Annotated in this window: 9 protein-coding genes; 6 read left to right on the forward strand and 3 right to left on the reverse strand. The window is 45.3% G+C overall.

Annotation, left to right across the window (positions count from 1 at the left end):
* Positions 1 to 141: 141 nt before the first annotated feature.
* On the reverse strand, positions 142 to 2,487 hold the full coding sequence (locus TW84_RS04325) for a DEAD/DEAH box helicase (RefSeq protein ID WP_045974450.1): 2,346 nt from the start codon (positions 2,485 to 2,487) through the stop codon (positions 142 to 144).
* Between the two features lie 142 nt (positions 2,488 to 2,629).
* Here TW84_RS04325 and TW84_RS04330 point away from each other — a divergent pair, with 142 nt between their 5' ends.
* The 4 genes from TW84_RS04330 (at position 2,630) to TW84_RS04345 (ending at position 6,672) form a co-directional block, all read left to right on the forward strand.
* Positions 2,630 to 4,318: an NAD-dependent malic enzyme gene (locus tag TW84_RS04330; RefSeq protein WP_045974451.1), complete on the forward strand. Its 1,689-nt coding sequence runs from the start codon at positions 2,630 to 2,632 to the stop codon at positions 4,316 to 4,318.
* Between the two features lie 42 nt (positions 4,319 to 4,360).
* The gene (locus TW84_RS04335) at positions 4,361 to 4,690 is read left to right on the forward strand and encodes a DUF3392 domain-containing protein (RefSeq protein ID WP_045974452.1); all 330 of its coding nucleotides are present in this window, start codon (positions 4,361 to 4,363) and stop codon (positions 4,688 to 4,690) included.
* On the forward strand, positions 4,690 to 5,445 hold the full coding sequence (locus TW84_RS04340) for a SanA/YdcF family protein (RefSeq protein WP_045974453.1): 756 nt from the start codon (positions 4,690 to 4,692) through the stop codon (positions 5,443 to 5,445). The genes TW84_RS04335 and TW84_RS04340 overlap by 1 nt, the downstream gene beginning before the upstream one ends.
* Positions 5,446 to 5,847: 402 nt before the next feature.
* On the forward strand, positions 5,848 to 6,672 hold the full coding sequence (locus TW84_RS04345; protein WP_045974454.1) for a DUF2797 domain-containing protein: 825 nt from the start codon (positions 5,848 to 5,850) through the stop codon (positions 6,670 to 6,672).
* Positions 6,673 to 6,744: 72 nt separating this feature from the next.
* Here the strand turns inward: TW84_RS04345 and TW84_RS04350 are convergent, their stop codons facing one another.
* Positions 6,745 to 9,492: a M16 family metallopeptidase gene (locus TW84_RS04350; protein WP_045974455.1), complete on the reverse strand. Its 2,748-nt coding sequence runs from the start codon at positions 9,490 to 9,492 to the stop codon at positions 6,745 to 6,747.
* A gap of 279 nt (positions 9,493 to 9,771) precedes the next feature.
* Between TW84_RS04350 and TW84_RS04355 the strand changes: the two genes are divergently transcribed.
* Positions 9,772 to 10,515 (forward strand): SGNH/GDSL hydrolase family protein, encoded by a 744-nt coding sequence (locus TW84_RS04355; RefSeq protein ID WP_052707881.1) that lies wholly within the window; start codon positions 9,772 to 9,774, stop codon positions 10,513 to 10,515.
* Positions 10,516 to 10,581: 66 nt separating this feature from the next.
* Entirely contained in the window at positions 10,582 to 11,607 is a 1,026-nt protein-coding gene (locus TW84_RS04360) for a hypothetical protein (RefSeq protein WP_045974456.1), read from the forward strand.
* Positions 11,608 to 11,629: 22 nt separating this feature from the next.
* On the opposite strand, the gene TW84_RS04365 is transcribed toward TW84_RS04360, so the two are convergent.
* Complete coding sequence (locus tag TW84_RS04365) at positions 11,630 to 12,463, reverse strand: TauD/TfdA family dioxygenase (protein ID WP_045974457.1); 834 nt, start codon at positions 12,461 to 12,463, stop codon at positions 11,630 to 11,632.
* Positions 12,464 to 12,566 lie beyond the last annotated feature (103 nt).

Below are 12,566 nucleotides of genomic sequence, written 5' to 3' on the forward strand. Positions count from 1 at the left end.
TAGAACAATCATCTTTTATAGCTATTTTTTCGGTCAAAAAGCTATATCAAAACCAACCCGATAACAAAAGATGCACAAGATAGAGACATGGGTAATCAGTTGCGTAATATTTCAGGGCAGGAATTTATCCCAAGCCACTTGCTAGCGGATATCTATAATTCGACTCGCTCTTTTGTATTGCACACGCCATCCTGCCCATCGCGGTAGCTCCCAACGCTTTGGGTCGCCTTTACGTAAGCCCGACTTATACACCACGTAGACCCGCTTTTTCATCGGTTGATATTCGACGCTTAATTGCAAGTCACCAATATAGAGTTCAAATGGGTACATGGCAGCAAAGTCTTCATACTCCCAGTAAGGAATGCCTTCAAAAGGAAAATCTTCTGCGCTGAACATCGCAAGCTCCGACGCATCTGCCAGCTCCAATGTTACGAGCTGTTCAGTAAACCAAGAGTCAAATGTCAACGATTCCTGAATCGGTGTTGCAGAGGGGTTATCCAGTGAGTGGTATAATTTCCAGTGCTCGATTTGTTGATGTCGCTGTTTAGCAAATCCCGGTAACAACTCTTCACGTTTAACGGCTTCAACGAGTGATTTAATCGCAAACTCACCTTTTGCTAGCGCTTTCTTGTAGGCCACTTCTCGTCCGGCATACATCATATGGAGTTGAATGTAGGGGACATCTCCCACACTGATCACCTCGCCTTCTACCCAGTGCCCAATGTCCAGTTGTTCAAAAAGCGATAGTTTAACTGGCATCGTCACCGTCGCGAGTGTCAATGTTTGTTTAACTCCTCGCCCCGGTAAACTGTGAGTATCTAGCACCAGTGCAGCCTCAATATCATCGGGTAAACGACTTGCCCGGCCCAGTGAGACTTCCATTTGACCATTGCCCAACGCCTCACGACGACGTTCTCTTCTGACAAACAATAACTCAGGGTGAAGAGAGGCAATAGCTTCAACTAGCTCATTATGAGAGTAACGGGAAGCCACACTAAGTTCGGGCAACTCGAACACTGTCCGCATTTGTTGAGAAAGTGCCTGCGCTTCTGTGAGTACATCATCATCTATGGTAACACCGGGGAGCTTTTCTCCACGTACGACTCTAATCGCGATTTCAGCATCACATCCCAAAGGCTCTTCTTTGCCAAGCTCTTCTAGTGCTTCTTCATTTGACGATAAACGGTACATAGATGCAGGTGTCGCGAGCACTGCGGTTAAATCCACCATGGCTTCTTGTAGCTTTCGCTGTGGCATTCGCGTCACCAAATCAGCATACAGAGCATCAATAGGCAGAGGGTAAATACGTTGTCCATGTGAAGTGACTAGGCCAGATTCATCTATCGCACCCATGGCGTGCAAAATATCAGTCGCCTGAACAAGCGACTTTTCAGGTAGTGGTTCTAAAAAGCTCAGTGCAGAAAGAGAATACCCACAACTGGCGCAGGCCAACATGGCTTCTGTGAGTGTTTCTCGATGAAGCTCTGGAGGAGTAACTTCAGCCAACGCAGCATGTTCACCATACAAGCGAATACAAATGCCATCCATCACTCTTCCCGCTCGACCGCTGCGCTGTCTCGCGCTTGCTTTAGAAATATGTTTTAGGCTCAATGTGGTTTTTCCGTTTCTCTGCTCAGTACGTCGCTCCAAGCCAGAATCAACAACGGCAACCACATTCAGTATGGTTAGTGAGGTTTCAGCAACGTTAGTCGCAAGCACGACTTTTTGCAGCTCTTGCTGGTTAAGCGCAACTTCCCTCTGTTTGTTAGTCACAGAAGCATGCAATGGCACGACTACCACTTTGTCAAGATGAGCGAGCGCACTCTGGCATTGGGTAATTTCTTTACGCCCTGGCAAGAAAACCAGAATATCCCCCTCTAAGTCGAGTAAACTCTCCACCTCTGCTCGGACTCTTTGTTCTAGGTTACGGCTATCTGGAAGCTGCCTTGAATCACCGGCCCGATGAGCGATGGCTACGTCAAAATTGCGCCCCTTAGCTTGTAGGCGTTGCGCTCCAACGTATCGTGCAAGCTTCTCACCCTCAATCGTGGCTGACGTAATAACTAAACGATGCTGATTGTGCTGATTCAACAACGCCACCAGCAAGTCAGTATCCCAGCGGCGCTCATGAAACTCATCGACAATAATGGTTTTAAAATCGCTGAGCCGATTTTCAGAGTACCAACGCAATGCAACACCCGGCGTAACGAAAACAATGTTTGTTTTCTCATCACAACGGTTTTCCAGCTTAATCGAATAGCCCACTGAGCAACCTAGTGGCTCATTTTTTTGCTCTGCGAGAAACTGCGCTAATGACGTACAGGCAATACGCCGAGGTTCAATCACCAGTACTTTTCCCTGCTCCGCTGCCCATAATGGTAATCGAGTTGATTTGCCCGAGCCGGTTTCCGCTTCTACTATCATATGGTGAGTAGAAAGAAGTTTCAGAAATTCGGTTTTGAGAGTGTCTATAGGTAAGCTGAACATCGTTTGCATTGAGATCGTGGAAAAGGCGGAAAGTATATAACTAATCTGTGCCAGAATGCAGGAATATTCGGTTTACAATATGGTCACTAATCCCTATCATTTTCTGGTTCCCGTTCCTTAATACCCTACAACAAGGCAAGTAATGAATAACGACAAACGCCCTTTATATATTCCTTTCGCTGGTCCAGCGCTTCTTAGTACGCCTCTTCTCAATAAGGGAAGTGCATTCTCAGCAGAAGAAAGAGCTTCTTTCAACCTCGAAGGTTTGTTACCAGAAACAACTGAAACCATTCAGGAACAAGTGGAACGTGCTTACCAACAATATCGCAACTTCGAAAGCGATATGGATAAACACATCTACCTACGTAACATTCAGGATACCAACGAAACCTTGTTCTATCGCCTAGTGCAGAACCATGTTTCAGAAATGATGCCAATCATCTACACACCTACAGTGGGTGCGGCATGTGAGAACTTCTCAAACATCTATCGCCGTGGTCGCGGCCTTTTCGTTTCTTATGCAAACCGGGATCGCATTGATGATCTTCTTAACAATGCATCCAACCACAATGTTAAAGTGATTGTTGTTACCGATGGCGAACGTATTCTGGGCCTAGGTGACCAAGGCATCGGTGGCATGGGCATTCCTATCGGTAAGCTTGCGCTGTACACCGCCTGTGGTGGTATCAGCCCAGCATATACGCTGCCTATCGTACTAGATGTCGGTACTAATAATCCTCAGCGACTTGCGGACCCAATGTACATGGGGTGGCGTCATCCGCGTATTACAAGCGCTGAATATGATGCGTTTGTTGAAGAGTTCATCCAAGCAGTTCAGCGTCGTTGGCCTGATGCGTTAATTCAATTTGAAGATTTCGCACAGAAAAACGCAATGCCTTTGCTTGAGCGCTATAAAGACCGAATCTGCTGTTTCAATGATGACATTCAAGGCACGGCGGCTATCACTGTCGGTTCTCTACTGGCAGCATGTCGAGCAGCAGGCACACAATTGTCAGAACAACGCGTAACCTTCCTTGGTGCAGGTTCTGCAGGCTGCGGTATTGCAGAAGCTATCATTGCCCAAATGGTTTCGGAAGGAATCTCTGACGAGCAAGCACGCTCTCAGGTTTACATGGTCGACCGCTGGGGTCTGCTACAGGAAGGCATGCCAAATCTACTTGATTTTCAGCAACGCTTAGTACAGAAACACATCAACACTGACGACTGGGAAGCAGAAGGCAGTGGCTATTCACTACTTGATGTTATGCGTAACGCAAAACCTACTGTTCTTATTGGTGTTTCTGGCGCCCCGGGCCTGTTCAGTGAAGAGGTCATTAAAGAGATGCACAAACACTGCGCTAGGCCAATCGTGTTCCCACTATCGAATCCAACTAGCCGAGTTGAAGCGACGCCAAATGACATTATTCGCTGGACTAACGGTGAAGCATTAGTGGCGACTGGTAGCCCATTTGATCCTGTCGTTCATGATGGCAAAACCTACCCGATCGCACAATGTAACAACAGCTACATTTTCCCAGGGATTGGCTTAGGCGTGCTTGCAGTACAGGCTAAGCGCGTGACTGACGAAATGCTGATGGAATCAAGTCGAGCTCTGGCCACTTGCTCTCCATTGGCAATCAATGGTCAAGGACCACTATTGCCTCCTCTGGAAGCGATCCACTCAGTCTCGAAGAAGATTGCGTTTGCTGTAGCGAAGAAGGCAATTAAACAAGGCGTGGCGCTAGAGATTACTGACGAGGCACTGGAAGAAGCGATTGAAAACCACTTCTGGCAGCCAGTTTACCGTCGTTACAAGCGTACTTCATTCTAACTTTTTATTGATTCAGCCCCTGGTAGCAGGGGCTTTTTATATATGATGATTTTTGAATTTTTTTCCCCAGCGGGGGAATATCTATTTCCATATTTAACTGAAATATCCACAGCGCTGATTGCCTGCTTTTTGGTGATGGCGGGCGGTGAGATAAACACATTATTGAGAAGAACACTGAGAAACCACAACTTTGTACTCAGAACCGTCGTATTTATCTTGATTAACGCTTTTGGTTACGGCTTAATCATTGTCAAAGTAACCCCTTACCTCGCTCGGACATTACGCGATATGGACGCTGGCATCATGTTCACTATTATTATTGTCAGCTTTGTATTGATTGGCTCATGGGCACAACGGAATCGACAAATTTAGTGCGAAGACTCTTTCACAGACCTAAACCCTCTGACCATTATTTGGCCTACGCGCTAAAGGGGCTTCGCTTGATCCCATTTTTGCTTATCTGTGCGACTATTGCTCTGTTCTTGATTGATCGTTGGGTCTCCCATCAAACCAAAGATCAGCTCTATACAAGTCCAGAGCAAATCGGTAATTTCGACGTTGCCGTTGTACTGGGAACCAGTAAATATTTAGGAAAAATCCTTAATGATTACTACGCCAATCGTATCAGTGCGGCAATAGCTTTGTATCAGAGTGAAAAAGTCGATAATTTCTTGTTAAGCGGTGACAATGCCCATCGCTCTTACAATGAGCCTTGGACTATGAAACGAGACTTGCTCAAAGCAGACGTTCCTGAGAATCATATATACCTCGACTATGCAGGCTTTCGAACTCTTGACTCAGTAGTTCGAGCAAAGGAAATTTTTGATACCGACAACTTCTTGATCATTACTCAGAAATTTCACTGCGAACGAGCCTTGTTTATCGCTAACTTTCATAATATCAATGCCAAGTGTTTTGCGGTTCCAGGCCCATCAGCACACTCTGGTTATAAGATCAGGCTAAGGGAAGTGTTTGCAAGAGCTAAAGCTGTATTGGATCTTTATATCACACGCGCAAAACCTAAATTCCTTGGCCCCAAAGAGCCCATCCAAACCGACAATGGTGAATCAACTACGATAGAAGACGCTAATCCCCAACGTAGCCTAGAATCACTGACAACAAATTGAATTTGAGTATCTGGCGCTCGTTTATATTCGTTCACAATTAAGAGTGTGTCCCAACCCAAAGCACCAGGTGGTGTTCTGAGCTTAAATCAGCCTGTAAGCTTCGAACAAGCCACCATAAAGTGGCATCAATAGTTACCTATTACTACTTACCTTGAATTGCGTTATCGTGTTTTCACGGCAGGCGAATTGTATTGGCGATAAAGACAACATACGCGCCTGTACATTGCGACTACTCCCACAATAGTCGTCGATAAATCCATCATAAAATCCAACGATCGCTGGGCAACCAAGGTATTCATATTGCCAGTCGAAATTCTCTGCTACACTGAATGCCGAGTGAATCAGCTTAAATAAAACATTTATCGATACAAGAGCTGAAGAATATTAAAAAAGAGCAATGTCATGTCTTTAATCGCAAAAGGTACGCTAAACAAAATGCGTGCTTCCTTAGATGGTGAGGTCCACTATCGTCTTCCTGTGGGCGAAGAACTCGTCGATCTTAAACCCTTCATCGGTCAGAGCATTACCCTAACCCACACGGGCAACATTTTTTGTAGCGCTTGCGGCAAGAAAACCAAGAAGAGCTATTCCCAAGGTCACTGCTTTGTATGCATGAAAAAACTCGCCAGCTGCGATATGTGCATTATGAAACCAGAGAGCTGCCACTACGACCAAGGTACGTGTCGCGAACCGCAGTGGGGTGAAGAGAACTGTATGGTTGACCACTTCGTCTATTTATCAAATACATCCAGCCTCAAAGTAGGGATTACTCGCCATACCCAAATCCCGACTCGTTGGATCGATCAAGGGGCAACCCAAGGTCTCCCCATATTCAAAGTCAAAACTCGTCATATTTCTGGCCTGATTGAAGTTGAACTGGCTAAGCACATTGCAGATAAAACCAACTGGCGTACCTTGCTGAAAGAAGATGGCGAGCCAATGCCGCTTGAAGAGAAGTTTGCAGAGCTATTGCCGTTGGTTGAAGACAAAATCGCTGAGATAAAACATCAGTTCGGTGATGATGCGATTGAGATACTCAACGCTGATATCACGTCCATCAGCTACCCAGTTTTACAGCACCCAACAAAAATCACATCGCATAACTTTGATAAGAACCCTGAAGTCACTGGGCTCTTACAGGGGATAAAAGGCCAGTATATGATTTTTGATACTGGTGTTATCAACATCCGTAAATTCACTTCCTACGAAGTCGAAGTCAGCGTTTGATCCAAGGATACCCTGATGTAATCAAAAAGCCCTTTCATTAAACAATGAAAGGGCTTTTTCAAGTGCGAAGGCTTATTGATCGAGGGGACTAAGTATGTATTTGTATTTCTCTGCACCTTGACCAAATGATTCAACGATACGGACTCTCACGTCTTCTAGCATGATGGTTTTTGCCATCTCTCTTGCCTGAGTAAAGGCTTCCTCACCAAAACCGTTCACCAAAGTTAAAGCACGGAACCAAGCGACATCAGAGGGGTAGTTGATCGTGTCTTTGAGATACGCATCCAGTTGTTCCCTAGCGATAGTAAATTCTTCTTGGGTAACTTCAGCAATGAGTTCTTGAATAACCTTGTCGATAGCTTGCTCTACCTTGGGCAGATCCTCTGCGGCTACTTGCGCTTCGAGCGTCCAATCTGTTGCAGGTTCATTGTAGTCCGTAGAATAGTAACTATCTGGAGCGTAGTCTAAACTGAGCTCTTCACGCACATACGCATCCAATCGTCTTGCTAGAATACGCTGAATAACTTTATCAACTAATACCAGTTTTGCATCCTGAACCCGAGCCGATTTGTTGATGGCACGTAACCTATAACGGCTATTTTGTTCATTGTTGATCGCCAGATTAACTTTGCTGTCAGGGCGATCATTATAATTCACCCGATAAGATGGCATTGGCGCCTCTTCCTGTGAGATGGTCGCAACAAAATTCTTCACACCCTCTGCAACCTGCGCTGAATCTAAACCAGCCACAATGACCAGTTTACTATTTCGTGATTTCCTGAATAGCTCATCATAGACTTGTTGAACTTGATCGACCGTTACGCTTTCAAAGTCATGAGCTGTGGTAGGAAAATAGACACTTTGCTGCGCGTAGGTATTACTCTCAATGGCGTCATACCACTGGCCAAGTGGAGATTTGACGTAAGACATAAGTTCATCAGAGTATTCCTTCTTCAACACGTCAAGCTGCTGTTCACTGAACTTGGGGTATGTCATTACGTTGTATAGAAGTTTTAGGGCATCATTGACCTGATCTGTAGGTACACTAATTTCGAAACCATGTTCCGTGCCATTAATGTAACTTTGCACATCAATGTCATTTTTGCGGACATACGTTTTTAGCTGTACCCCATTAAATTGACCAACACCGCTCTTGATGATCGTTGCAAGCAGAAGTTGAGATGCAGGTAGCAGTTCCCTATCCAATACGGCTTTACCGCCGGCTGACATGTAAACAATGTGGGCAAAATCGCTGTCATTTTCAGGATCGAACAACACATCGATGCCGTTCTCCAAGGACCAGGTTAGTTCACCATTTTTCCCATCGATAGCGGCAGGTAATGGGTCAACAGACTCCACTTCAATTAGCCCATCTACGTCTGTAGTGATACGATTACTGGTAACACCAGGCATTCCATACATGCTTTTCCACTCTGGTAGAGTTTGCTTCGCTTGCTCAATTGATTCTGTTTGATCAGTGCCAACGAACATATCATATGAATAAGATAGCATATTTCTCGCATGTTGATTAATATCATCAAGACTGGTTGTTGCTAGCAGCTGATCGAGGCTGCGCTTATAGTCAGCTAAAGATTGAGAAGGTTCGCCTTCCGCCAGTTGGTACGTTCTGTCTTCAGCAAAAGCTTCTGCTCCACGCTTAAACCAATCATCATCAGCATGTTTACGACTACTGCGATACCCCGCCATCACAACATCGAATTCCCCCGAACTCACACCATGGTCCCTTAGTGACGCCAAAGTACTAAAAAACAAAGGCTGGACGGTATCTCTGTCTTGTGGAGCGAATGCAATAGATACGTCGTATATCCGTTCATCCACGCTAGTGTATATGCTGGAATCGAAGTCGCGTAACGGTAGTGCATGCTCTGAGTAAACGGCATCCAAGCGATTTGATACAAGTCGCGCAACGATACTGTCTTTCCAATACTCAATAAGATCTTCTCTCGTTAGCAGCACATCATCACCAAGGTAGAATGTTAGTCCGGCCACAGACGGTTCACCAATGTTAACTTGCGCGACAAAATCACCTTTATTGATCTTCGCTTTTGGTCGAACAGGAGGTTGAGAGTCACTGGTCGATTGCCAATCAGAGAACATTTTTTTAATCAGCTCTCTGGCATCTTCGCGCTTAATGTCACCTACAATAATTAGCTCACTCAATTGGGGCTGATACCAAGTATCATAAAACGCTTTGAGCGATTGAGATGTCGCGTTTTGAATGCTATCTGGCGTACCGATCGCCGCCTTTCCCTCATAAGGCGTTCCTTTAATACTGTTTTCATAAGCTTTATCGTAGAAAGACCGGTTTTCTGGGGCCCTGCGGCGATATTCTGCAAGTACAACGCCTTTTTCGCGTTCAACTTCATCAGGCGAGAATGTAACGCGATTGGCAACATCTCTTAACCAAAGCATCGCCTTATCGAGCTCATCTTGATTGGGTAAACTCAGTGTGTAAACCGTTTCCTCATATGAAGTGTAAGCATTGACATCGTGCCCACTCGCACCCGTTTTTTCCATCAGTTCAATGACTTCGTTAGGGGTAAAGTTTTTACTGCCATTAAATGCCATATGCTCGACAAAATGAGCGTATCCAAGTTGGTCTGGGGTTTCTTCGAGAGATCCTGCATGAATAAACAAGCGAAGAGACAAGGCTTCGGTATCAATCGGATAAATGTGATACTTTAACCCGTTGTTTAACTGACCAGACGTCCAGTTGGTATTCTTCTCAATGGGAATGCTAGTCGTTTGCTGAGCACAAGCTGTCAGCAGTAAGACGACCAAAATCAGGATATTCTTCATAATAGAAATACTTTTTGTTTTTTTATTTATGCGGAATATAACTGGTAAACTGTTCTGTCGATAGTCAATTTCACATGAATGGACTCATCTACGCCCCTTTTCTTCCTTCGATGTTGCCTTTTTAATCAACTACACGCAATGCATCGCTCCCAACAAATAAATGAGACTATTGTCATTAAATGTGTTTTATTTCAATACTTTGAAAGTTTTCAATATGCCGACTAGATTAAATCTGAGCGCAATTAAGTGCGTGACGTCAATCTATTAGTGAGAAGAAAAATGAAAACCATTTATAAGAACAGTAAAGTTGGCTCTTCACCTCTATTTAAAACTGTGACCACCGCGGCTCTAGTCGCTGCCCTTGCAGGCTGTGCAGGTAATCCGTACGTAACCGAGGCTGAACGCAACGATGTCATTACTTTAGGAGATTCCATTTTTGACCTTTCAGGAGAACTGCAACAATTTCTTGAGGGACCTGAAATGGCTAATACCACGTTCCGTGATTACACCTTAAGTGGCGCTAAGCTGAGCGGAGGAATTGTTGCCAAGCCAGTTGTTGAGCAATATCAGGATGCCAAAAGCGATGACTCCAATATCAATGTTATTGTGATGGATGGAGGCGGTAACGACATCCTACTGCCCGCCGCCATCTTTGACCCTCACAAATGTAAAACCACTTGGTACCGCCCAGAGCTAAGCAGCAAATGTAAAAGCTTGGTTGATGATGTCTATGTGGAAACCGTTAATCTACTCAACGAAATGGACCAAGATGGTGTACAACAGGTCATCTATCTGGGTTACTACTACACCACGGGCGATAAGGAAAATCTTCATCAGGCTATCGATTTTGGCGATACCCGACTTGCTGACGCTTGTACCAACACCACAGTATCCTGTCAGTTTGTCGACCCTAGACCTCACATCACACCAGACGATGTCCTATCGGACAATATTCATCCCACAACTTCGGGCTCTCAAAAACTGGCGCAGCTAATCTGGCCTTACCTTCAAGCCGTAATCTAGTCGCTTCAATACACTCACCGGTGGTCAACCATCGGTGAGCTATGGATATCTGATAAGGAGAAAACAATGAGTAAGTGGGTGTGGGCTTCCGCAGTATGTGCCATTGCAGGGGTAGGAGCTTGGTTTGCGCCTATCGGTATCAACACTGTTCCTGTTGTCATATCAGCGTACAACAATAAGGATAATACTGAAGCACAATTATCCGGCCAAACCAAAATCAAAGAAGAACAGGAAGCTGCAAACATTACCGATCGCCTCGCGATTCAATTGCAAAAGGAGTTAGGTGATCGAGTTAATCGGATCGAAATTCAAGTTGGCTTGCGTGATTTCAGAGACTATCTAACAGAAACATATCCGGACCAATCCCCCTTCCTTTTTAATGAGGTGATCAAACAAGCTTTTCCGGAATACGCAGACATGATCTTTGAGAAAATCGCTTTGATGGAGGATTATGAACAATGGCTACTCTCGGAAATGAAGCCTCTACTCACAATGACATTTGAAGAGAAGCAAATAGCAGTATGGGCAAAACGGCGTGAGCTGTTTGGCGATGACGCCGATATCATATGGTCTGCAGAGCTTGCTGAACGAGAGCAAAGAATTGCCGATACGCAAAAATCGATTGAACTACTCAACAGCGCTTATGATATGGAAATCAACCAGCGGCTTTTTTCACTTAAAGCCACGATTGAAACCAATTTTGTTGAACATGCTGGAGGCAAAATCCTTAGCCCTGCGATGATGGCAAGCACTTTCTTCAGTTTAGATTCTGTTCAACGTGATTTGAGCAACATGTCTTCCTACCAACGAGCAGAGCAGCTAGCCAGTATCCGCAGAGATTTGGGCTATAGCGAATCACAAATCGAAAAAGCGGCAAAGCAAGATCGAGACAATGAGCTTCGCTGGCAAATTGGTTATCAATATATGGGAGAAAGGCAAGCACTATTGGCTAGTCTATCCGGTGAAGAGCTGGACAGTCAGCTGACCCAACTTCGAATCGACTATTTTGGCGAGCAGGCCTCCACACTCGAAAAAGAAGAGCAACAAGGTTTCTATCGCTTTGAGCGTCCGCGCGTATACGGAAGAAACTAGGCGGCGCTCAGTGGGGTCTGGTTTAAGCTGGCAGCAAGTCTAAGCCACGAACCGTTACACGGTGAAGTCGACGCGGTTGATCGCCATAATCAGTCACAGCAAAATGTTGAGTACAGATATTATCCCAGATGGCAACAGAGCCCGGCTGCCATGAAAACCGTACCTGATGTTCAGGTTGTCGCGCTAAAGCAAATAGTTGGTCGAGCCATTTTCGACTTTCTCTTTCTTCTAGCTCGTTAATACGCAGGGTAAACTGCTCATTGACGAATGCGGTCAGATTACCTGTTTCCGGATGACGGACAATAAGAGGATGTTTAACCGGCGGGTAGCCTTTAGATACTGTTGCAACGCGGCTCTCCCCTTGTTCATTAACGGAGTCATAACGGCTGCCTTCAAACGCATGCAGCCCGTGTGTCGCCGTGAGTCCTTGTAAAGCTTGTTGCTCATCACGCGTTAGACGTGACCATACCGCTTCCATCGATGTCCAGATGGTGTCTCCTCCATGTGGAGGACAGTGCTGTGCTTGCAGGATAGAACAACGGCACGGCGTAGCCTGCCAGGTTAAATCTGTGTGCCAATAGCTTTCACCGGGGGGATTACCGGGAGAAGTCTCAATCACAACCACCTGTTCTTCATCATCTAGGTGAGGAAAAAACGGGTGTACTGGCTCCAAATCACCAAAACGCTTTGCTAGCCCGATCTGCTGCTGCGGTGTCATTCCTTGGGCTTGAAAGAACAATACCTTATGTTTCAGGTAAGCTTGGTAAAGAGCAGAAAATTCTTGCTCACTCAAATTAGAAAGATCAACGCCTTCAACTAAAGCGCCAATGTGCTCTGATAACGGAGTTAGATTCACGGTTTATCCTTATACATTCTGCTTAGAGAAATCAGACCGTTAGATAGAGTAATTCCTTTCGCACGATCAAAAAAGACCCTACATGAGGGTCTTTATCGCTACT

Source organism: Vibrio neptunius (genome assembly GCF_000967495.1).
In the GTDB taxonomy this organism is placed as follows: Bacteria; Pseudomonadota; Gammaproteobacteria; order Enterobacterales; family Vibrionaceae; genus Vibrio; species Vibrio neptunius.